The following is a 23,415-nucleotide window of genomic DNA, read 5'->3' as shown; positions in this document are numbered from 1 at the left end:
CCAAAAGGAGGCTGACGCCTGTGGTATGTCTTAAGCTGTAGATCAGCGCTGCACCGCTCTCAGGCGGTAAGTGCAGCTTGCGTAATCTCCGCGCAGGTCAGAGACTATCAGGCCCATGCGCATCAGGCGGTCGCCGCCGAGCGGTGTGCCGTCAAAGGCTGTCTGGAACGGACCGGAGCTGTCGCCTCCAGCGGCCGCAGAAGCTTCTGCACCGCCATGGACATGCTCGTTGCTGCCGGCAGCCCCGGTCTCGATGACGTAATCCAGCTCCGGGTTCAGTCCCTTGAGCGTAAGGCGCAAGATTGGCGGATTAGGTCTCGCGAGTACACGGAAGTAAGCGACGAAGGCTTCAGTCTTGTCCCCGCTGACGAACATCCAGGCGGTCTCACCGCTGCCCTCGAACGGACTCAGCAGACGGTACATATCTCCTTGCTGTACCAGTGTGCGGATCTCCTTGTACTGTGCAATCTGCCGCGCGGCCAGGTCCTTCTCGGCTTCGGTGAACTTGGTGAGGTCCAGCTCGTAGCCGAAGTTACCGCTCATCGCCACATCGCCGCGCGTAGCGAAGGAGGTAATGCGGTCTACCTGATGGTTCGGAACGTCAGATACATGCGCGCCCATGCTGCTGGCCGGATAGACGATGCTTGTGCCGTACTGAATCGCCAGGCGTTCCACCGCATCGGTGTTGTCGCTGGTCCAGGTCTGCGGCATGTAGAACAGCATGCCCGGATCGAACCGGCCGCCGCCGCCGGAGCAGCTCTCGAACAGAATGTCAGGGAAGCGCGAGGTCAGGCGTTCCAGCAGATGATACAGGCCGAGCATATAGCGGTGGGCGGTTTCTTTTTGCCGCTCCGGGGCAGCCTTCACCGATGCAATCTCAGTCATATTGCGGTTCATGTCCCACTTGATATAGCGGATCGGTGCACTGGAAAAGACAGCGCTTAGCGTCTCATACAGATAGTCACAGACCTCTGGACGGGAGAGATCCAGGATCAGCTGGTTGCGGCCTTCCGTGCGGCGGCGTCCTTCGGCATGCAGGCACCAGTCCGGGTGCTTGCGGTATAGCTCACTGTCCGGCGAGACCATCTCCGGCTCTACCCATAGACCGAACTGTACGCCTTCCTTATTGACCCGGCCTGCCAGATCCGCCAGACCTTCAGGCAGCTTGCGGCGGTCCTCGAACCAGTCGCCGAGCGAGCTGTTATCCTTGTCGCGTCTGCCGAACCAGCCGTCGTCAAGGACGAATAGCTCAATGCCGAGCGGGCCTGCTGCTTTGGCGATGGTCGCGATTTTGTCCGCATTGAAGTCGAAGTAAGTCGCCTCCCAGTTGTTGACCAGAATCGGGCGGGCCTGATCACGGTGAACACCGCGGCAGAGCCGGGTACGGTACAGCCGGTGATAGGTGCGCGACATGCCGCCGATGCCTTCGCTGGAATAGACAAGCACGGCCTCCGGGGTCTGGAAGGATTGGCCCGGCTCCAGCAGCCAGGAGAAGTCGAACGGATTAATCCCGATGCTTACACGGGTCTGGCCGAACTGCTCCACCTCAGCAGTTGCACTGAAGCTGCCGCTGTAGACGAGGCTGAAGCCATAGACGTCACCCTGATCTTCATCTGCACCCGGGCGCAGCAGCGCGAGGAACGGGTTGACCTGATGGCTGCTTGATCCGCGGCGGCTCTCCAGGGACAGCGCGGCTCCGGGGTTAAGCGGGTGGCGCTGAACATGGCGTTCTCTCGCCCATGCGCCACTCAGGTGTAGTGTGTCATAGGCGGAATCGGCAAAATCCACCGAGGCGCTAAGCGCCTGCTCCAGCCGGAGCGGGGCTTCGCCGTTATGCTCAAAGCGGACAGAGCGGGTAATCGCCTGATGGTCAGCGAACACCGTATAGAGCAGTCTGACCGTCAGACCGGCGTAGTCATCCTTCAAGGTGAGTTCAAGCGTGAGCGCTTCTGCTTCGTTCTCTGTATAGACCGCAGGCAGTCCATCCAGTGCCGGTTTGCCCGGTGTAATTACATAGCCTGCATATTGCAGCTCTGAGATTCGCGTGCCGTCCGCAAGCTGAACCTGATAAGCCGGCCGGCGAAAATCACTCGTACCATACTGCGGATACTCCTGCGGGAGGGCATCCAGCGATAGGGAGGGCTTCTGCGGGAGCGGGGTTGGTGAGAAGGAGGCGCGTTCACGCAGCTCCAGTGCTCCGGCCAGTTTGTCATCATGACGGAGCCGTGCGCCCCAGTAGACATGGGCAGGATAACCCTCTACCAGTTGGATGATGTAGCTGGTGTCCTTGGACTGAAGGTGAAACAGCCCTTGCGATTCGTCTGCAAAAATGTTCATGATCATAACACTCCTTGTGTATTGGAATAAGGTCCGGATATCTGGACCAACTTGAGCCTTACTTCTACGGATACCTTGGAAAAAGCAATCTACGATTGCTGTGCAGCCGGGCTGCGTTAATCCGTTGTCCCGCCGCTGGTCTCGCGGACAATCAGCTTCGTGCCGATCATCGTATGCGAAGGGGCTTCGCGTCCTTCGAACCGCTCGGCGAGCAGCTGAACTGCTGCTTTGCCCATCTGCTCGGGATAGGCGCGGACCGTTGTCAGCGGAGGCTGGACATAGGCCGCCATCTCGATATCATCGAAGCCGACGACTGCCATCCCCGCAGGCACCTGTATCCCGTGATCATGCAGGGCGCGCAGGGCGCCGACTGCCAGCGGATCACTGGCAGCGAAGCAGGCCGTAGGCCGCTTTACACCTGACAGCAGCTCGCTCATCATCCGGTAGCCGTCAGCACTGGTCCAGCTTCCCGTGCGGATCAGCGCCGGATCATAACAGCCCTGACTCTGCATGATCCGGGTGTAATGATGCCTGCGGCGCTCTTCCCCGCTGCCGCCTCCGATGAAGGCGATCTCGCGGTGGCCCAGCTCCAGCAGATGGCCCAGCGCCTGATCGACAGCCTGCCGGAAATGCGTGCGCACGGAGTCATATTCCGTGCGCTCGGAGTAATGGTCGACTAGCACGGTGGTGCATGGGTCCTGGTGCAGCTTCGCAAGCTCTCCCGGCTGGAAGCTTCCGCCGACTACAATAAGTCCGTCACCGGCGGAGCGCAGCGGGGCTGGCGAGCTATGTCCGCGCAGCGTCTGGCCCAGCCGGATGCCCAGCTCCTCACAGCGCATCTCCACGCCGCGCCGGATGGAGCCGTAATAAGGGTCGTCCCGTTCCTCTTCGGCTGTACACCAGAGCAGGAGCGAGATCGTCTTACTGCCCAACTCATTCTCCCGCTTCAGCTGCCGTACTCGTGAGGGCTTGTAGCCCAGTTGCCCGGCCACGGTGAATACGCGGCTGCGTGTCTCCTCGCTGACAGCCAGGGACAGGTCATTATTTAGCACTCTGGATACGGTTGCGGCCGATACGCCGGCCTCCCGGGCGATATCTTTAATCGTTGCCAAGCAGATCACGCCTTTTTAGTTAATAAATTTACTAAATTTTCACCTTAATCCTATCATCCCTTAAGGGTTCTTTCAAGCAGATTTTGAAGAGCGCTTACATGGGAAGGGAATTAACTCAGAATCACCGCCGTATCCCCCGCCCCAACATTCTCGCGGACTGGAAAGACCTTATCAGCGCCAGAATACACCATTAAGCAGGCTAGGCGGACTCAGAAGCAGTTAACCAACCCATTACTCCTCATTTATAGCTGCAAATGGAAACATAAGCGCTTCTGAGTCCGCAAACACAAGAAAAGTTGGTTTTTTCGCATAATAGCGTCATCTGAGTCCGCCAGATGCCAAATAAGCCTAAGAGGAGTTTGGAACAAGCTCCAGGTAAGTCTTGCTTTGTTGTTCGGCTCTTTCTCTTCGTAAACGAAAGCCACAGCCCGTTATTCCGTTTGTACGCAAACAAAAAGGCTGCCTATAACGGCAGCCTCTCCACTTTTCCACATTATTACTCTATCTCATCCCTATCATTCTGCGGTACGCTCACCGAATAAATGCCCCACAATCAGATCCGCACACTCCTCAGAAGTGTTCTCATGCGTGTTCACCTTGAAGCTATACCCGATACCATGGGCCATCAGCTTGTCCTGCTCCTCCGACTGGTCTTCACTCCGGTGCTCCCGGGCCAGGTTGCGCTGGCGGCAGATGTCCAGAGGACAGAATACTTCAACAATGGATAACGGGTATCCGCTGAAAATCTCCTTTACCTTCTCATAATGAGGCGCAAGTCCGGGACGTTCCACGATAATGCCGTCAATCAGCACATGCTTGCCATGATCCGAGAATACTTTCGCAGTGTGGTACATCATGATAATCGCTTCGCTAAGGTACTTCCAGTAATCTTCACGCAGGTAGCGTTCCCCGATCGTTTCTTCAAACAGATCATTCGCTACCACATAAAAGAATTCCGGTGATCTCGCTTGTATGGCTTCGACTATTGAGGTTTTGCCGGAGCTGGTCACTCCGTTTAGAAATACGATTTGTCCTTTGTTCATTTGACTTTTCTTCCTTTCGTCCTTCGTTTAGTTGCTTTCTGTATTCCCTTCAATCTGCTGCATATAATCCCGGGGAGAGAGCCCGGTGACCTTCTTGAACACCTTGCTGAAATAGAAGGCGCTCTCATAGCCGAGCTTCTGGGAGATCTCGTAGATCCGGCCTTCGCCGCGGACCATCATCTCCTTGGCGGCGGTGATTTTGGTCTCTGTGATATACTCAACATAGTTTACTTTGGCGACCTTGGAGAACAGGTGGCTCAGATAGTTGGGGCTGAAGTTGAACACATCCGCCACCTGGTTGAGCGAGAGCTTGGTACCGAGATTTCTTTTGATATACTCCTGGACATTCTTGACCACCTGCTCCTTATAGCTCTGTCTGCGGGTGGCGAGCATCCGGACGCAGCCATCCCGGAACTGGACGAGCCAGCCGATAATCTCCTCAATCGTATGCATCTGGTAGATCGCCCGGTAGCCCTCCGGCTCCTGCTCGAAGATCTGCTCCACCATGTTCTCGCCGTCCGCTAGCAGGGAGGTCGCCATGTACAGAATGTTGCAGGCAGCATCGGTGGCGGGAACGAGCAGGTCGTCCCGTCCGTCGAAGCTCTCGATCATCCGGGAGATAATACTGTGCAGGGCGCGGGTATCCATTTCTTCAAAAGCTCTGCGGATCTCCAGCCGAGACTCCGAGAAATCAAACAGAAGCTGCTCCTGCAGCGGGGCTTCGCCTTCCGTGAAGAAGACGAAGGAGCGCTCCTTCACGGCGGCGGGCAGCGCCTTCCGGGCAGCGAGATAGCTCCCCTGCAGCAAAAACGGATCTTCCGCCGCGAAGCCGATCGCCCCGATAATGGTCACATTGAAATAATTATGCAGCACGGAAGCCATATCCGCCAGCAAATTCTGGATGTCAGGCATCCAGAGCTGCGGATCGGGTCCAGCAACCGGCAGAATCAGCGCGAAGTTACGCAGATCCAGACTGGTTACATAGCAGGCGCTAAGCGAAGAGAGCGTATCCTTCGCCATCTGTACCGTGCTTGAGCATAAGGCTACCAGCTTATCCCCGCGCGGCGGGACGGTGTCCGGCCCGAGAATACGGCAGGTACAGACCAGATAGGCCGGCGCGGAGAGGTCCACCTCCAGATCCTCCTTTTGCAGCAGATACTGGTTCTTGTTCTCGAACAGACCGCTTAACAGCCGGATGAAGAATTTATCCCGCTGGGCCTGGAGATTGCCGCGGTGGACCAGCTTCGGATAGCTCTCCATGGTCTGGTACTCCTCCAGCATACTAATGGCCCGGCGGATCGATTCGGCCAGCGCCTCCGGGGTCAGCTCCAGCTTCACCAGGTAATCGGTGGCCTGGACCTCAATCGCTCCGCGCGCATACTGGAATTCCTCATAGCTGGTCAGCATGATGAACAGCGGAAGCCGCCCGTACTTGCGGCGGACCGAGCCGGCGACCTCGAGGCCGCTTTTGATCGGCATTTTGATATCGCTGATTACAATATCCGGGCGGAGGGTGTCGATCATCTCTTCCTCCTGCGCACCGTTGTGGGCGATGCCGACGATTTCAATGTTATATTGCTCCCATTTCAGCATGGACTGGAGTCCGATGCAGACCAGGGCTTCATCATCTGCGATTAATAATTTGATCAAGCTCATCACATCCTTGCTCAGTTTGCAGGGCGCCGGGGGCTATTCTCTCTGCCGGAAGGGCAGCAGCAGCTTCATCCTGGTGTAACGGCCGACCTCGCTCTCAATCGACAAGCCGTACTCCCCGCCAAAAGCAAGCTGCAGCCGCTCGTTCACACTGCGCAGCCCGATATTCTCCAGCATTCCCTTAGCCTCGTCCCCGGGAACGGTTAGGATGGTGGAGATCTGCTCCTCCTTCATCCCGACCCCATTGTCCTCGATCGTGATGAGCAGATCCGCGAAGCCGCTCTTCGTGACCCGGACCACAATATCGCCCCGGCCTTTGGGCTCGATGCCGTGGAAGATCGCATTCTCGACCAGCGGCTGGAGGGTGAAGCGCGGAATAAGCCCGGCGAGCAGCGCTTCCTCTTCAATCTCTGTGACCATGGTAACCGTGCTGCCGTACCGGTATTTCTGAATCAGGAAATAATCATCCAGCAGGCTCAGCTCATCCTTCAGCGGCATCAGCCGCCGGTTGTCCTTGGCGATGCTGCGGAGCAGCCGGGACAGGGAGGTCGTCATCTCTGCAATGCCGGTGGCGTTCTGGATCGTAGCCATCCATTTGATCGAATTCAGGGTATTGTACAGGAAATGCGGATTAATCTGGTTCTGGAGCATCCGGTACTCCAGCTCCTGCTTCTGCTTCTCGTCTGCGAGCCGGCTGTCCATGAGGGCCACGATATCCTGGGACAGCCGGTTAATGCCCCGGCCGACATCGCCCAGCTCGCTGTTCCATTCAATACCCGAGTCCAGCAGGAAGTTGCCTTGGGCAATCTTGTCCATGCGCTTCTTCAACTTCTCCACCGGAAGGCTGATTGTGCGGGTCAAATACAGCGTAATGATCGCGCTTAAGACAAGCACGAGCAGACAGACACCGAGCAGGACGAGAATCCATATATTGCTCCGGGGCGCGAACTGGTCGCTGGACAAGGTCTGCGAGAGCATGACACCGCTGCGTACCGGATACGATACCACGATATGGCTTTCCCCATCATTCTGCATTTTCACCATGGACAGCTCGGTACCCGGGCCGACAGGCTTGTCACTGGTATAGGCTACCGGCTCATACGGCTCTTCAATGGCTTTGACCTGATCGCCGGTAAGCTGATAATGATGCTCGCCGAGCGTGAGGAGCAGCCGGGAATGCTCCGGCAGGGCATAGCCCTTCAGCTTGTCCGTAATGACGGAGGTATTCGCGAGCAGGTAGACGGTGCCCATCCGGGTGGCCCCCCGGCCGTAGATCGGGAACACAAAGGGAATTCCGTAGGAATTGGAGAGCGGGTCCTTAATGACCCGGTCCCATTGCTCTTCGGCCTCATTCGTCAGACCGGTGACTTGACCGATATTATGGATCGTTAGCGGAACGGAGGTGCCGAAATTCTCCACCTGCAGGAACTTTCCGCTGTTATCCGTGGCAATCAGGCGGCGTACATAGCTGTAGGAACGGTTGATCCGCACATCGTCCTGCATCGCGTTGAACACATTCAGCGCCTGCTTGGGGCTAGCCTCCGCCGACCCGAAATATTCGGTAAGCAGGGTGTTCGTAGACGAGTTAGTGCTGCTGGTCATCGCCAGCGTAGTCAGATCAATCAGATCCTGTTCAATAATATGGGAGACGAGCTGGAGGTTGAATTCCGTCGCCTGGATCGTCGTTTTGCGCTGGTAATACGTAATCAGTTCGTAGCTGAACCAGGACAGCAGCGTGGCAATCAGCAGTGCAAAGGCGGTCATGAGCAGAATAATGCGGCTTTTAATAGTAGATTTACGTACCGTGGTGAACACTCCTTCATCTATAACTGGACCTATATAAAGCGTTTTCAACTACCATAGCATATTCCTGCGTTTCATTATAGAGTCAGGGGGAGAAGCTGAGAATTTTACAGGTTTCGGATAAGAAATTACAGGTTCGGGGCAGGCCGTGCGGAGAAAAGCACAGAATAGTGAATGAACTGTGTTTGATTTTGCATCCCCATCGGGTCTGAAAAGGCTTACACTTTGAACTAAGGCCGGATAAGCAAACGTGCCGGCTATGATAGACCATAAGAAGATAAAGGGGATACTTACATGAACTTGAAAAGATTCTACGGCATGACCCTTGCCACTGCGCTCTCCGTGAGCATGCTGGCCGGATGCTCCGGCAATAACAATACGAAAGACGCCGCTGCAACGGCCTCACCTGCTTCGGGCAACGCTGCAACCGCTTCCTCCGAACCAAGCCAGGAGCCGGTAACACTGAAATGGGCGCTGTGGGACTGGGAAGCGACTGCATACTACAAACCGCTGATCGATGCTTACAAGACTGCACATCCGAACGTAACCATTGAATACGTCGATCTGGGCTCCACCGACTATATGACCATGCTCAGCACACAGCTCTCGGGCGGGGCGGATCTGGATGTCCTGACAATCAAAGACATTCCGGGCTACTCAAACCTTGTGAAGCAGAATCATCTGGAGCCGCTGAAGACCTACATGGGTGACAAATCCATCGATCCTTCGGTATACGGCGGTACGGTCGAGCAAATTGAAGTGAACGGCGAGGTGTATGCGCTTCCGTTCCGCAGTGACTTTTGGCTGATCTACTACAACAAAGCCTTGTTCGACAAAGCGGGTGTAGATTATCCGACCAACGATATGACCTTCGACCAATATGATGAGCTGGCCCGCAAGATGACCTCCGGCAGCGGCTCCGAAAAGGTATACGGCGCCCACTACCACACCTGGCGCAGCGCGGTTCAACTGTTCGGTATCCTGGACGGCAAGAACACTGTGGTCGGCGGCAACTATGACTTCCTGAAGCCTACCTATGAGCGGATTCTGAAGGAGCAGGAAGATGGCATCGTTATGGATTACGCTACCCTTAAGACCTCCAGCACGCATTACTCCGGCGTATTCTACAACAACTCTGTTGCGATGATGAACATGGGCAGCTGGTTCATTGCCACCCAGATTGAGAAGGTGAAGAGCGGGGAATCCCAGTCGAAGGAATGGGGTATCGTGAAGTATCCTCATCCGGACGGCGTTGAAGCTGGGACGACTCTGGGAACGATTACTTCCCTGGCCGTTAACCAGAAGTCGAAGCATAAGGAAGCAGCTCTTGATTTCATGAACTTCGTAACGGGTGCGGAAGGCGCTAAGGTGATCGCTTCTACCGGTACGATTCCGGCGATTAAGAATGACGAAGTTATCAATTCCATCACCTCCATCGACGGCTTCCCGGCAGATGATAACAGTAAGGCTGCACTGAATACCGTTCAGACTTATCTGGAAATGCCGATTCATGAGAAGAGTGCGGACATTGAGGTTATTCTGAATGAAGCGCATGACAACATCATGACCAAGAACGCTACGATTGACGAAGGCTTGAAGGATATGAATGACCGTGTAGGCCAGCTTTTGAACAATTAAGGTGAACGTGTAACGTTAGTGTCCTGAAGGAAGGGCGGGCGGAGGCCCGCCTTCCATATAAATAGCGGACCTCACAGCACTCACATTAACAGGCATCGATGTAAATCCCACTTTACGGGGATGTTAGATAAGGTTTGGAGGAGAACGAATGCAGAACGAAACCATATTGCGTACAAATAAGAGCCCAAAAAGCCGGTTGTCGCGCGGACTCCGGGATAACCTGGTCGCGTATAGCTTTATTGCGCCGAACTTTATCGGATTTGCCCTGTTCACCCTGGTACCGATGATTTTTGCCTTTATTCTGGCGTTTGTGAAATGGGACGGGGCCAATCCGATGAAGTTCATCGGGCTGGACAACTTCTCCCGGCTGATCTCGGATACCACCTTCCACAAAGCCTTGTGGAATACGATTGTCTACACCATTGGTGTCGTGCCGCTGACCATGATCGTAGCGCTGGCGCTGGCGATTCTGCTCAATCAGAAGATCATGGGCCGTAATTTCATGAGAACGGTCTTCTTCTTCCCTTACGTGGCTTCGCTGGTAGCGGTTGCGGCGGTATGGAACTTCATCTTCAGCCCGACCATGGGTCCGGTGAACAACATCCTGCACCTGATTACCGGCATTCCGCTGGAGGACCTGCCCCGCTGGGCGGCGGATAAGCAGTGGGCGATGTTTACGGTAGTGCTTTTCACCGTGTGGAAAAATATGGGCTACTACATGGTCATCTATCTGGCCGGTCTCCAGGGGATTAACCCGGAGCTGTATGAGGCTGCTGAGCTGGACGGCGCAGGCCCGTGGAGAAGATTCCGCAACGTGACTGTGCCGCAGCTGGCACCAACCACCTTCTTTGTCCTGATGATTCTGGTCATCAACTCGTTCAAGGTCTACGATATCTTCATCAACCTGTTCGCCGGCGCGGATAACCAGCTCAACAATGCTACACGGGTCATGGTCTATCAGATCTACAACACGGCGTTCCGCTCGCTTGATTACGGATATGCCAGTGCCATGGCGATTGTACTCTTTCTGCTGGTACTCGGCATCACCATCGTCCAGTTCCGCGGCGAGAAGAAATACGGACAATAGGGGGATCTATAAGATATGGTTGGTAAAAGTAAAGGACTTAAAATCAGCTTAATGGTGCTTGTATATGCCCTGTTAATTCTGACCGTGCTGGCGATGCTGGTGCCGTATATCTGGATGCTGTCGTCTTCACTCAAGTTGAATAAGGATGTCTTCTCCTTCCCGATGCAGTGGATTCCGGCGAATCCGCGCTGGGAGAATTTCCAGGATATCTGGACCCGGATTCCACTCGGACGCTTCATCTACAATACAGCGAAATTATCCATTATTGTTACGATCCTGCAGCTGCTGACTTCCAGCTTCGCGGCGTATGCTTTCTCCAAGCTGCATTTTAGAGGCAAAAATGTGATCTTCCTGGGATACATCGCGACGATTGCGATTCCTTGGCAGGCTTACATGGTGCCGCAGTTCATTCTGATGCGCTATATGGGCTTGAACAATACCCACCTGGCAATCATTCTGCTGCAAGCCTTCTCGGCCTTCGGGGTGTTCATGATGCGCCAGTTCTATCAAGGGGTGCCGGATGAATTATGTGAAGCCGCCCGGATTGACGGACTGAGCGAATATGGAATTTGGGCGAGAATTATGCTTCCGCTATCCAAACCTGCGCTGTCCACGCTGACTATCTTCACCTTTGTCGCCACCTGGAATGACTTCCTCGGGCCAATGATCTATCTGACCGATACGAAGCTCAAGACCATCCAGATCGGTCTGCGGATGTTCATCTCACAGTACTCCGCGGAATACGGATTAATTATGGCGGCGAGTGTGGTGTCAATCATTCCGGTAGTGATTGTGTTCCTGGCGCTTCAGAAGTACTTTGTGCAGGGCGTTGCTGCTTCGGGAATTAAGGGATAGTGGATTGAGGTTAGTTGAGTAACAGCCTGGCAGTTGCAGCTTTTTGCAGTTTGCCAGGTATTTTTATACCCGAGGAGATGAGATAGTGAATAGAAAGAACCGCGTTAAGAAAAGGCTATTTTCCGTGCTGTTATCGACTGCACTTGTAGCCGGAATGTTCCCTGCACTTGGTATGCCTGTAGCCTCTGCGGCTGCCGCTGATCCGGTCTATGCTGCGGCTTATATGGGCGCGAAGTCGGCAGCAGGGACCACACTGCCAGCCAGTGTCCGTATTGGAGGACAGGAGGCGCCGGTGAGCTGGAATATCGGAGAAGATACCTTCGATGTGCCGTATGATACGGTGGCAGTTACCGGAACTGCAAATGGCGGCCCGGTTACCGCAAGTGTGGAAGTCATTCCGCCAGCGGACAGTCCGCTCGTCTACTTCGTGGACAGCGGCAGAGGAGGCGATTCTTTTGGCTATGGACCGGCTCCCTCACCACTGTATGAAGCGGTCAGAACACTGACTGGCAGTGAACTGCTTAACTCGTCGCCGGACCAGAAATATGTCGCTGGAACCACTGACTGGGGATTCGATGATTCCATCCATAAAGTAAAAAATTCTAAGAATGGCAACCTCACCGATCCCGCCACTGATCCAAGCCTATGGGTGGTAGGACTGCGCGCAGACCCTGCCAGCAACGATATTATCTATAAATTGAAAGCGCTTCAATCCGGAGTATATACCCTTAGCAGCGGTTTCTATGACTGGTACGGCACCCGTGACCGGGCCATTCAGCCACGGCTGGAATATGTGAATACGGCAGGAGTCGCCCAGACGATTTCTTTTACACCGTTCAACACGAACAAGACGAAGTTCATCTCCGGTGAATTTACCGTTCCGGGAGATATTGACACCAGCAGTTCGATGACACTAACCTATGCCAATGTCGGCGGGGAGAAGCCGATCCTTAGCTGGTTCGCTGTTGCCAAGGGCGCGATCAAGCAGAAGTTAGACAATGCCCGCGAGACGGCTGCTTCTACGGTCCGAATTCAGCTGGACGGCAAGGACATCAAGGACGGGAATGTTAACGGGCTGACCTTCAAGGGCTTCGGCGTACTTAGCGGCAACAGTACCAGCGCCCTGCTGATGGACTATAAGTCCGAGCAGCCGGAGGCCTATGCGCAGCTGCTCCAGATTCTGTTCGGGGGCGACCGCCCCTTGATCGACCATGTCAAGATTGAGATGGGCAATGACCGCAATAACTCTACTGGTCCCGACCCTTCAACGATGCGCACGGAAGATGAAGAGGCCAATGTAGCCCGGCACCCCGGCTTCCAGCTTGCGGCCGATGCCAAGGCTGTCAATCCGGCGGTCAAGGTAAGCTTCCTGCGCTGGAATGCTCCGGCTTGGGCTAACAATAACGACAAGATTTATACCTGGTACAAGAAGACCATACTGGCTGCTTACCGCCAGTACGGCTATATGGTGGATTATGTGAATCCCCATATCAATGAGCACGCGCCGGATCTGGCCTGGACGAAGGAGTATGGCGAGAGGGTCAAAGCGGATGCGTCAGACTTCAAGGATGAGCAGGAAAAGGAACTGTATCACAGCATCAAGCTGGTTATTTCCGATGAAGTAGGCATCGGTTCCTTCGGCGATGCGCTGGTGAATGACCTGTCACTGCGGGAAGCTGTGGCCGCTGCCGGGTATCATTACAACACCGATGACGACAGCCAAGGCAATTTCAAGCGGCTGGCGGATGAGTTCGACAAGGAGATCTGGAATAGTGAAGCACAGGCCACCTTCAGTAATTCGGCCTTCCGTCCTCACAATAATATGAAGGACCCTTCTGTGCCCGGGACGGGGATCGGCGGCACCGGCGGACCGCTGGAGATGGGCAATACCATTATTAAGGGCTTTGTGAATTCGCGCCGGACGCATTTCATCTATCAGCCGGCGATCGGCTCCTTCTATGAAGGCGGGCAGTACTCGTTCAAGGAGCTGCTCAGCGCACGCGACCCGTGGTCGGGCTTCATTCATTATGACGCGGGACTGCTGGTCCTGAAGCATTTTGGCGGGTTCGCCAAGACCGGCTGGGAGAACGAAGACAATACGGCAGGAATCTGGCGGGCCGTTCCCCAGGCGAGCTACACCGGAGCAACCGGCACGAACCCGGTAAGCGGGCGCAACGGAACACCGAGCTATATGACCCTGGCTTCACCTGACAAGCAGGATTTCTCGACGGTGATTATCAATGACAGCGAGGTTGAGAAGATCTACAAGCTTAAGGCTGTCAACATGGCCTATACCGGCAATCCTTCCTTGGAGATGTGGGAGACCCGTGCGGCGGAGTCAGGTCAGGCCTTTAACAGCAACTATATGAAAGATCTTGGAGATGTTCAGGCAGACGGCAGCGGTGTGTATACCATCCGTGTGAAGCCGTTCTCTATTGTCACTGTCACCACGCTGGATAACCGCAATAAGGAAGGGTTCAGTACACCGCTTCCGGTGGAAGGTGAACGCACAGTGCTGGATACCGATGTCACCGGGTCGGTTCAGAATACAGAGGATCAGACGCTGTATGCGGATGACTTCAATTATGGCGGCCGGAGTGTTCCTGTGATCGGAGAGGGCGGACAGATCACTGGCGTGCAGAGCTATGCCAGCTCGCGCGGTGGCCCATATAGCGTCATGCCGCGTTATACGCAGGACCTCAACGGGGCATTCGAGGGCTATCTGGTCGATGGCACGGATAACTATGTGCTGCGGCAGCAGCTGGACCAGACGACCACCGGAGTAGGAGGGGCCTGGAACGGTGGTGACCCGGTTACTGCTATCGGGGATTACCGCTGGACCAATTATAAGGCGAGTGCCGATGTGTCTTTTGATCAGAATAGCACGTATGGAGGGAACAATTACGCAGCGGTTGGAGCCAGATACCAGGGCGGACCGCAGACGATTAACGGCACCCCTTATGCGTTCAAGTTCTGGTTCGATGGCGGTTGGCAGCTACTGTCCAGCGGGACCGTTGTGGCCAGCGGCAATGCAGCAACCGGCACCGGCGGTGTGAAGATTCCTGATTTCAATACGGCATATGACGCGTGGCATAACATTGCCATTCAGGTAGCTGGTGACACGGTCACTGCATATCTGGATCAGGTGGAGCTTGCCTCCTATACCGATTCGAATGCGAAGCTATCCGGGCGCGTGCAGCTCGCCAGCGGCTTCTATCATGTCCGCTTCGATAATCTGAAGGTAGAGAAAGTAGACGGTCACACCCCTTATTACTCCGAGCAACTGGATAATCTGGAGATGACTGATCTGGCAGAAGTCCCTCGGGCGAAGCTGGTCTATGAAGGCAATTGGGCCCATGAGAATGGAAAAGGCATGTATGTCTATCAGCGTTCTCTCTCTACCAGCCAAGGCGCTGGTGCGGTGCTGAAGTATACTTTTACCGGCACGGGCCTTGATATTCTGGGGCCGAACGACGGATCAGCGAAGCTGGAAGCCGTGGTGGACGGTGAGACGCTGGTAGTCTCGGGCGCTGCGGGCGCAGCGAAGGAGCTGTACCAGACTTTCACGCTCCGTGGACTGAATTACGGTGAGCATACGGTTCAGATCAAGGTGCTGAGCGGAACCCTCGCTGTGGATTCCGTAGCGGTCATTGGCGGGGAAGGCGCAGGCAACCCGGATACAGCGGAGCTTAAGCAGGCGGTGAGTGCTGCTGTTGCGGTCAGCAGGGAAGACGACTACCCGGAGCAAGACTGGAGGATGTTCAAGAATGCCCTGGATACCTCCCAAGCAGCACTGAATGATCCGGTTCTCTACCGGCTGGACCAGGAAGGGGCAACGCAGCTGGCGGAACGTCTGTCTTCTGCCCTTAATCTTCTGCTGTTGGGAGATGTGAGAGAGCTTGCGTCCATTCCAGATAGGGCTACCTACGCAGGTCAAGTGCCGGAGCTTCCGGCCAAGGTAGAGGCCACACTTGCAGACGGTACGACCACACAGGTGGCGGTGAAGTGGAATCTCGATGCGGTCAGCTTTGATACTCCATATGAACGGGTAGCGGTCACCGGCACCTATGGAAGCCTGAAGACCATTGCCTATGTTGAAGTGGTTCCAGCGGGGCTGGTGTACTTCCTGGACATGGGTCTTGCCGGAGATAGCGACACCCCGCCGTATACAGCCATCCGGGATCTCGCAGGCGACAGCCTGCTGAATCACAAGGCGGATCAACTGTCCACAGGGGATACTGTATGGGGACATACGAATACAGGCACAAACTATAGTGTCAAAGGGCTGGGCGGGGATGTAGTCACCACCAATAAAGCCCAGACCGGAGTGTACAGCTCGAATACGAAGAATACGCCGCTGGTCTATAATCTGCCTCTGAGTGCTGGCAAATACACGGTTACTTCCTATCATCTGGACTGGTGGAATAACCTGAACCGGACGATGGATATTACACTCAGCTATCCTGACGCTGAGGGAGAGATTGTGACCGAGACGGTGAAGACAGGCCTTGTTGCCGGTGCGGGCGGGGCGGGTGTTCAATACAATTTCACACTGCCGGTCAACGGTACGGTGAAATACTCGGTGAACAATACGTTCAGCCAAGCCTCGCTAATCAGCTATCTGGCTGTAGCAAGAGATAAGACCAGTGTGGACAATGAGCAAGCTGTTGCTGAAGCGAAGAGCATAATTGAAGGAGCGTCTTACAGCGTCAAGAAGGCGCAAGCGAATAGTGAAGAAGCTGTACGGAGCTGGCTGGCGCAGACCATTAGCGGGATGCCGGGCTTCAAGGGCACCGGGGTTACCCTGGGGGACATTACCTTGTCTGCCTTCCAGGCAGCCACTGAGGATACAGAGGGCAGCTTCACTTTCTCGGTAACCCTAAGCAAGGGAGAAGCAGCGGCAGAAGCCACTGCCAGCGGAACAATCACACTGCCGGTAACGGATACGGTTCCGCCGGTTATTACCCTCATCGGCGAGGCGACAGTCAATCTGCCAATCGGTGCAGAATACACCGATGCCGGAGCTACGGCCTATGATGATCAGGACGGAGATATCACTGGCCGTATTACGACAACGGTGACTAGTGAAGTATATGGCTTGACGGAGCTGGATACGTCCAAGGAAGATATCTATACCTTCCATTATAATGTCACTGATAAGGCAGGCAACACAGCTGCTGAGGTAACCAGACGGGTCGTAGTTGCGCTGGACCCGGATGTAACGAAGCCGGTAATTACTCTGCTGGGTGAAGCAACTGTTCAATTGGAAAAGGGTGCAAGCTATGCAGATGCCGGAGCTACAGCGGCGGATGATCGAGACGGTGATATTACAGAGCGTATCGTCGCAACGATTACGCAGGGTGGGGAGACAGTGCCGGCGCTGGACACTTCGGCCTCAGGCAGCTATGTCTATCACTATAATGTGACTGATACAGCAGGCAATGCGGCTGCTGAAGTGACAAGAACGGTCACAGTAAGAGAAGAGGAGCTGCCGCCGGAAGTGAATCCAACCAAGGCGCCAACTCCGGTACCGACAGCAACACCGGCTCCTGCAGAAGTGCCAGTATGGATATCAGCACCGGCTGCAACGCCTTCGCCAACAGTAGCACCATCCCCTTCGCCGCAGAAGGAGAAGGTTCTTACAGCGGCTGATTTCCCGGCACCGGCTGGTGGGGCTATAACCGTTCAGCTTACAGATGCTACAGAATCGGTACTGCTTCCAGCCGGTTTAGCCGGAATTATAGGAGAGAACACCCTGCATCTTGCCTGGCACACATTTACTGTTGATCTGAGTCCGGAAGTGCTGAAGAGCATCCGGGAAAAGACAGCCGGTGCTGGAGGACAGCCAGAGGGAATGGCAATCCGGCTCTCCGCAGTGAAGACAGCGAGAACAGCTGCGGAGCAGCTGATCAATAACCCTGCGCTGAGCGGGTCCGTCCGGTTATCGGCGGCAAGTGATGTGATCCGCTTTGGCCTGGAAACTGTTGCTGCGGATGGAACTGCCGTACCGGTCGCAACGTTCAATGAGCCGTTGACGCTTACCTTCACGGTTGATCCTGGTGCTAACCGCAGCGTACTGGGTATCTACTATATTGCTGCCAATGGTGCCCTTGAATACATGGGCGGCAGGCTGACAGACAGTAAGCTTAGCGCCGGAATAAGTCATTTCAGCCAGTATGCGGTACTCGAATATGACAAGACATTCTCGGATGTCAGCAGCAACAGCTGGGCCAGCGGCGTTATTAAATCTATGGCTGCGAAACATATTATTGAAGGCATCTCCAGCTCCGAGTTCCAGCCGCTAGGGGAAGTCACAAGGGCACAATTCGCCGCGATGATTGCACGTGCGCTTGGGCTGAAGACGGGAAGCCCATCCATATTTGCTGATGTGGACTCGGGGCTGTGGTATGCCGAATCCGTAGCGGCAGTGAATGAGGCGGGCATCGTACTTGGACGCAGCAAGGACGCCTTCGCTCCGAATGAACTCATTACCCGTGAGGAGATGGCAGTAATGATAGTCCGGGCATATGAACATTTGAAGGGAAGCAAGAGCAGCAGTGAATCAGCTTCCAGTTCGTTCAGTGATCATACCCTGATTCGTGACTGGGCTAAGAATGCTGTAAGCACCGCTGATCAGGCAGGGCTGATCAAGGGACGCGGCAATCAGCAATTTGCGCCGCAGGCGACTATGACCCGCGCCGAGAGCGCACAGGTCATCTTCAATCTGCTGGAGCATATGTAATTTCAAACTAACTATAAAGTAAAAAAGAGCAGCGGTTCTCCGGCTATGGGAGGACCGCTGCTCTGTGTTTAGAGGAATTCATTATCCCTTCACCGCTCCAGCCGTAAGTCCGCTAACAATGTACTTTTGGCAGAAAATATACAGGATTAGCACGGGAAGGGAAGTTAACACCAGGTCTGCGAAGATCAGATTCCAGTCCCGGCTGTACTTGCCGTAGAAATTGTACACTGAGAGCGGCATCGTCCAGTCTGAGCTGTCGGTCAGGAAATAGAGCGGAATGGTAATGTCGTTCCAGACAGACATGAAGACCATAATCGCTACGGTGGCGTTCACTGGGACGATCAGCGGGGTAACGATCTTGAAGAACACATCGAATGTATTCGCCCCCTCCAGAAAAGCTACCTCATCCAGCGCCTTCGGAATAGACCGGATGAATCCGCTGTACAGAAACACGCTGAACGCCGTATTCAGCGAGGCGTAGATCAGGATGACGCTGGTGATGCTGCCGTAGAAGCCCATCCACTGCACGACACGGATCGTGGTGATCGTGGACATCGGCGCGATCAAGCCCATGAAGAAGAACATGTACAGGAAATTCGACCACTTGGTCTCCCGGCGCACCAGAATGAAGGAGGCCGCTGACGAGGTGAAGATATTCAGAATAGAGGATACGCCGGTAATCAGCATCCCGTTCAGGAACGCGCGTCCCAGTCCCCCTTCACGGAAGACCGTTGTATAGTTGGAGAAGTTCCACTTCTCCGGGAGCCGCAGGGAGAACTTCAGCACCTCAGAGCTGGTCATGAAGCTGCCGAACAGCATAATCAGCAGCGGCAGGATAATCAGCAGGGAGGCTAGCAGCAGCAGCCCTTCTACCACATAGTTACGCCAGGCCAATTTGCGAGAAAAGCTCATTATTCCGAGACCTCCTTGCGCCGCATGAAGATCAGCAGGGGAATAGCGATGACCGTTACGGCTGCGAACAGCAGGGTGTTGACGGCTGTGCCCAGCCCCCAGCTGCCTTCCCCGAAGGAGCGGAGGATGATCGTGCCAACCACCTGGGAGGCATTGCCGGGCCCCCCGCCGGTGAGTACGAACACCTCGGAGAATACCTTGAGGCCGCCGATCAGCGTCAGCATTAGGTTGATGTTGATCGCAGGGAGCAGCAGCGGAATCGTGATGCTGCGGAAGCTCCGCCAGGAGCCGGCGCCGTCAATGGTGGCGGCTTCATAGTATTCCTTGGAGATGGACTGCAGCCCGGCCAGGTAGATCGCCATCTGGAAGCCGGTATGCTGCCAGATGGAGACGGCGGCAACGGTCCAGATGACGATAGCCGGATTGGTCAGCCAGGCCTGGCTCAGTGACGGCAGGCCCACGGCTTCGAAGATGCGGTTAATCGTTCCGTCAGAGCGCAGCATCGGCGTGAACACTATGCTGATGACCAGTACGCTCAGGATCGACGGAGAATAGAAAATCGCGCGCAGCAGGTTTTTGGACTTCAGCTTCATGTTCAGGCCGACCGCAAGCGCGATGCCGAGCAGATTTTTGCCCAGTACGGTAACGATGGCGAAGATAGCGGTGTTTTTCATCGCAAGCAATAGGGTTCTATCCGTGAAAATCCGCTCGAAGTTGTCCCAGCCGATGAACTTAATGGCTTCCCGGTCCAGCCGCCAGTCCGTGAAGGAATAGAAGAGTCCGATCAGCGCCGGCAGCACGAAGAAGATAGAGTAGATGAGCAGTGCAGGCCAGATCAGGTAATACGAGTATAACTTCTTGGTTACATTCATTTCTTCACACTCCTAAAAGCCTTCTACGCCTTTGTCCTTCATCAGCTGGCTAAATTTCTCATCCCAGGCCTTGAGTACGCCCTTGGCGTCCAGTCCGCCGGCGAATTCATCCTGAAGCAGACGGTACAGCTCGCTGCGGTCCACGATCATGTAGGCATCGGTGGTCAGCGTAGTCTTTTTAGGCGTGATATATTGATCGACAATCTCTTGCTTGTAGTCCGGGAGCTTCGGTGTCGTCACATCGCTGAAGTTGGATACGGAGCCTTGGCTGTCGACCATTTTCTGGGCAACCTCTTTGCTGGCGAGGAACTCCAGGAATTTCTTCGCTTCATCCATGTGCTTGGCTTTCTTCGGAATGAACAACTGGCCGCCCAGCGGGCTTGCGCCCAGATTTGCATCCTCAGAGGAAGGGATGGCGAACAGGCCCAGATGCACATTCGGATCTTTCTCCGCCACGTTCACAATCAGCCAGTCGCCCATGAACATCATCGCCGTTTCCTTGTTCAGGAATTTGCCCACGGCCATATCGTAGCTGTCGCTGAGGATGTCAGTGTTGGTGTAGCCTTTCTTGTAGACCTCATACTGCTGGTCCAGGAAGGTGGCGAACTCGGGAACATCGGACCACTTTTTGCGGCCGGCATTAATGTCCTCGAACAGGGAAGGCTCGTTTTTGGAAGCCCAATCGGCAAAAGCAGCTGCAGGCCAGATATTCGCCGCCCAGTTATCCTTGAACGGCATGAAGACCGGCGTGATGCCACTGGCCTTAATTTTCTCGCAGACAGCCAGGAATTCCTCATAATTCTTCGGTATGGCAAGACCCAGGTCTGCGAATATATCCTTGTTATAGACGACTCCCTGCATCCCTGTATCCTGGCTGTAATGGAAGCTGTAGACATGATCGTAAGCCGAGAGCACATCCTTATTCAGCAGCCGGCTCACCCAAGGCTCGTTATCCAGAATCTCGAAATTGCGCTCCAAATTCAGGTCCGTAGTCGCACTGGCGAGATTGTATTGAATCAGATCAGGCACCTCGTCGACAGCCAGCTTGGTCTGAAGTACGGTGGCGGTCTGCTCTGCCGGAAGCAGCTGCAGATTTATTTTGATATTGGTTTTCTGCTCGAACTCATCCAGCACATCCTGGGCCACGAACGCCGAATCCTGCGAGCTTTTGGAGATGGCCAGCTCAATGGTTACCTTTTTGCCGCTGCTGCTGCCACTGCCGCTGTTTCCGTTTCCGCCGCTGTTGGTAGCCGCAGCATTGCCGGAGCCTGAATTGTCAGACCCGCATGCCGCCAGCGTGAAGGTCATGATTCCAGCAAGCAGGCCTGTTGCGATTTTCCTCATTTGCTTACTCATGTGATCGCCCCCGTAGTGAATTTTCCGTGAACTGAATCCGTTTACATTGCCCATTATAGAATGAGGACGGCGCAAGGTACATGTTTGTACTTGACACTTTCTGTGTAATATTCTGAACTCCGGGACGGCTTGTCAATTCGCCCGATTGGTTGTAAAGTAGGCAGCATCCTAAGGTTCAGGGGGGCTTTAGCTTGGCAACTTTTTACGACAGACTACGCAAGGGCAGGGTTCAGGCCAGTCTGCAAACGAAGTTCTTCTTCACCTTCATGCTGCTGCTGCTGATTGTGCTGGGCTGCTTCCTGGTCTATGTGAATTATATGGTGATCCAGCCGCTCAAGGACAAGACGGAGAACGAAATGAAGCTGGCGGCTGTCCAGGTCAGCGACCAGCTGAACCTCTATATCAATAACCAGAACCAGCTCTCCCAGCGGATTCTGTCGAACAAAGAGGTGTTCACGCTGCTGTCCGCAGGTGATTACTCACAGCTTACCCTTGAAGGGCTGACCCGAAGCCGCAGGCTTAAAGACATCATGTTCCAGGCACTGGGGCCGAGTCTGAACATTGAGGATATGATGATCTATGATCTGACAGGGGAGCGGGTTGCCTCTTATATCGGGTACGCGGATAGCCCGGCGTCGCTCAGGCCGTTTCTGGAAGAGAGCAGCAAGCTGCCGACCTGGAATGCAAGCGGTTACGCACTGTACCGGCAGGGGGCGGATACCCTATCTTTTGTGCGGGCGATCAGGAACCAGAATGGTCAGGTGTTCGGCTATCTGGCGGTGCAGCTGGACCAGCGGTACTTGAACAGATCTGCTGCGGGCCTGGCGGGCGGCAAGGTCTATATTATGGATCAGGAGCAGCGGCTGGTCTCCAGCTCTCCGGCACTACGTGAAGGGGAGAAGGTCCCGGAATTCGCAGCGTCTCCCTCTGAATCTGCAGCAGCTAACGGAATCTATCTGAGCAGCGGCCAGAACTATGTGGCTTACCACCGCTCTGCCGAGACGGGCTGGACTACCTTTGTGGTTAATCCGAGGAGTGTGGTGCTGGGCCCGGTCAATTCCGTAAAATACATTTCCATTCTGCTGATCACCGCGCTAATTCTGTTCTCGTTCATTTTCATTTACTTCTCGACCCGGAACCTGCTGCTTCCGATCCGCAAGCTGCGCAGCCAGATTCTGCGGATGAACTACAGCAACCTGAATATGAAGGCGGGCCCGCGTACCCACAACAATGAGCTGATTCAACTGAATAGCGCTTTTCAGGAGCTGCTGGAACGGTTACAGGAATCTATCGAACGGGAAAAGCTTGCGCTGCACGAAGAAGTGAAGTCGCGGAATTCCGCCCTGCAGGCCCAGATCGCGCCCCATTTTATCCACAATGTCCTGTATCTGATCAGTATTGCCGCCCAGGAAGGGAAGAATAGCGTGGTGACCGAAATGTGCAAGCATCTCTCGGACAGCCTGCGTTATATTGTGTCCTCCCCTTATCAGCATGTGGCGTTGACGGAGGAGCTGAAGCATACCCGGCATTATTTGTCCCTGATTCAGCATAATTTCGAGGACGATCTGGAGTGGGAGATTGACGGGGACGGGGGGCTTGAGCAGATTGAGCTGCCCCGGCTGGTGATCCAGCCGTTCGTGGAGAATTGTATTGAACATGCATTTAAAAATACGGACCCTCCTTGGAGGATTGAGGTGCGGGTGAAGGTATATAACGGCCTGTGGGCCATCGAAATCCGGGATAACGGAGAAGGCTTCGCGCCGGGCAGGATCAGGGACATTCTGGATAACATTGAGAGCTCCGATTCCGGGGTTAACGAGCTTAGGCATGATACCTCAGGGATTGGCAATATGGGGATTGTGAATACGGTGAACCGGCTGAAGCTGATGTACAGGAACCGGCTGTTCTTCAACATCTACAACCACTTAGGCGGGGAAAAGGGTGCTACGGTCCAGATTATCGCATCTATGAGTAAAGACTTCTACTAGAACCGGGGAGGGACCGC

At 54.7% G+C, this 23,415-nt stretch carries 13 protein-coding genes; 5 read left to right on the top strand and 8 right to left on the bottom strand.

The features are described from left to right. Window positions 1–42 precede the first annotated feature (42 nt). The 5 genes from NYE24_RS10150 to NYE24_RS10130 all read right to left on the bottom strand — a co-directional run bounded on the left by NYE24_RS10150 (window position 43) and on the right by NYE24_RS10130 (window position 7,960). Complete coding sequence (locus NYE24_RS10150) at window positions 43–2,337, bottom strand: alpha-galactosidase (RefSeq protein ID WP_342478586.1); 2,295 nt, start codon at window positions 2,335–2,337, stop codon at window positions 43–45. Window positions 2,338–2,453: 116 nt separating this feature from the next. Beyond that, a complete protein-coding gene (locus tag NYE24_RS10145) occupies window positions 2,454–3,449 on the bottom strand; it encodes a substrate-binding domain-containing protein (RefSeq protein WP_036699521.1) in 996 nt (331 codons plus the stop codon). Window positions 3,450–3,964: 515 nt separating this feature from the next. Next, on the bottom strand, window positions 3,965–4,492 hold the full coding sequence (locus tag NYE24_RS10140) for an AAA family ATPase (protein WP_342478585.1): 528 nt from the start codon (window positions 4,490–4,492) through the stop codon (window positions 3,965–3,967). A 27-nt stretch (window positions 4,493–4,519) separates the two neighbouring features. Further along, window positions 4,520–6,142 carry a response regulator gene (locus NYE24_RS10135; RefSeq protein WP_341026095.1) on the bottom strand — a complete coding sequence of 541 codons (1,623 nt, stop codon included), beginning with the start codon at window positions 6,140–6,142 and terminating at the stop codon, window positions 4,520–4,522. A 39-nt stretch (window positions 6,143–6,181) separates the two neighbouring features. Continuing rightward, window positions 6,182–7,960 (bottom strand): sensor histidine kinase, encoded by a 1,779-nt coding sequence (locus NYE24_RS10130; protein ID WP_342478584.1) that lies wholly within the window; start codon window positions 7,958–7,960, stop codon window positions 6,182–6,184. A 282-nt stretch (window positions 7,961–8,242) separates the two neighbouring features. Here NYE24_RS10130 and NYE24_RS10125 point away from each other — a divergent pair, with 282 nt between their 5' ends. The 4 genes from NYE24_RS10125 to NYE24_RS10110 all read left to right on the top strand — a co-directional run bounded on the left by NYE24_RS10125 (window position 8,243) and on the right by NYE24_RS10110 (window position 18,270). Then, the gene (locus NYE24_RS10125) at window positions 8,243–9,586 is read left to right on the top strand and encodes a sugar ABC transporter substrate-binding protein (protein WP_342478583.1); all 1,344 of its coding nucleotides are present in this window, start codon (window positions 8,243–8,245) and stop codon (window positions 9,584–9,586) included. Between the two features lie 148 nt (window positions 9,587–9,734). Continuing rightward, window positions 9,735–10,673 (top strand): sugar ABC transporter permease, encoded by a 939-nt coding sequence (locus NYE24_RS10120; protein ID WP_036699514.1) that lies wholly within the window; start codon window positions 9,735–9,737, stop codon window positions 10,671–10,673. A gap of 15 nt (window positions 10,674–10,688) precedes the next feature. Continuing rightward, window positions 10,689–11,528 (top strand): carbohydrate ABC transporter permease, encoded by an 840-nt coding sequence (locus NYE24_RS10115; protein WP_051493958.1) that lies wholly within the window; start codon window positions 10,689–10,691, stop codon window positions 11,526–11,528. A gap of 85 nt (window positions 11,529–11,613) precedes the next feature. Then, the gene (locus NYE24_RS10110; protein WP_342478582.1) at window positions 11,614–18,270 is read left to right on the top strand and encodes an S-layer homology domain-containing protein; all 6,657 of its coding nucleotides are present in this window, start codon (window positions 11,614–11,616) and stop codon (window positions 18,268–18,270) included. Between the two features lie 81 nt (window positions 18,271–18,351). Here the strand turns inward: NYE24_RS10110 and NYE24_RS10105 are convergent, their stop codons facing one another. Genes NYE24_RS10105 through NYE24_RS10095 form a run of 3 tightly spaced genes read right to left on the bottom strand, consistent with a single transcriptional unit; the run spans window position 18,352 to window position 21,410 of the window. Next, the gene (locus tag NYE24_RS10105) at window positions 18,352–19,182 is read right to left on the bottom strand and encodes a carbohydrate ABC transporter permease (RefSeq protein ID WP_342478581.1); all 831 of its coding nucleotides are present in this window, start codon (window positions 19,180–19,182) and stop codon (window positions 18,352–18,354) included. After that, a complete protein-coding gene (locus NYE24_RS10100; RefSeq protein ID WP_342478580.1) occupies window positions 19,182–20,054 on the bottom strand; it encodes a sugar ABC transporter permease in 873 nt (290 codons plus the stop codon). Before NYE24_RS10100 ends, NYE24_RS10105 begins: the two co-directional genes overlap by 1 nt. A gap of 12 nt (window positions 20,055–20,066) precedes the next feature. After that, on the bottom strand, window positions 20,067–21,410 hold the full coding sequence (locus tag NYE24_RS10095) for an ABC transporter substrate-binding protein (protein WP_342478579.1): 1,344 nt from the start codon (window positions 21,408–21,410) through the stop codon (window positions 20,067–20,069). Window positions 21,411–21,601: 191 nt separating this feature from the next. Here NYE24_RS10095 and NYE24_RS10090 point away from each other — a divergent pair, with 191 nt between their 5' ends. After that, the gene (locus NYE24_RS10090) at window positions 21,602–23,398 is read left to right on the top strand and encodes a cache domain-containing protein (protein ID WP_342478578.1); all 1,797 of its coding nucleotides are present in this window, start codon (window positions 21,602–21,604) and stop codon (window positions 23,396–23,398) included. The last annotated feature ends 17 nt before the right edge of the window (window positions 23,399–23,415 follow it).

The sequence above is a fragment of the Paenibacillus sp. FSL H7-0350 genome (assembly GCF_038593195.1).
Taxonomy (GTDB): domain Bacteria; phylum Bacillota; class Bacilli; order Paenibacillales; family Paenibacillaceae; genus Paenibacillus_AQ.
The sequence above is the reverse complement of the archived record's forward strand: the minus strand, read 5'-3'. Positions and strand labels throughout refer to the sequence as shown.

Coding starts and splice junctions, on each gene's coding strand:
- NYE24_RS10140 (WP_342478585.1), bottom strand. CDS start 4,492: ATGAACAAAGGACAAATCGTATTTCTAAACGGAGTGACCAGCTCCGGC.
- NYE24_RS10120 (WP_036699514.1), top strand. CDS start 9,735: ATGCAGAACGAAACCATATTGCGTACAAATAAGAGCCCAAAAAGCCGG.
- NYE24_RS10105 (WP_342478581.1), bottom strand. CDS start 19,182: ATGAGCTTTTCTCGCAAATTGGCCTGGCGTAACTATGTGGTAGAAGGG.
- NYE24_RS10115 (WP_051493958.1), top strand. CDS start 10,689: ATGGTTGGTAAAAGTAAAGGACTTAAAATCAGCTTAATGGTGCTTGTA.
- NYE24_RS10095 (WP_342478579.1), bottom strand. CDS start 21,410: ATGAGTAAGCAAATGAGGAAAATCGCAACAGGCCTGCTTGCTGGAATC.
- NYE24_RS10100 (WP_342478580.1), bottom strand. CDS start 20,054: ATGAATGTAACCAAGAAGTTATACTCGTATTACCTGATCTGGCCTGCA.
- NYE24_RS10150 (WP_342478586.1), bottom strand. CDS start 2,337: ATGAACATTTTTGCAGACGAATCGCAAGGGCTGTTTCACCTTCAGTCC.
- NYE24_RS10125 (WP_342478583.1), top strand. CDS start 8,243: ATGAACTTGAAAAGATTCTACGGCATGACCCTTGCCACTGCGCTCTCC.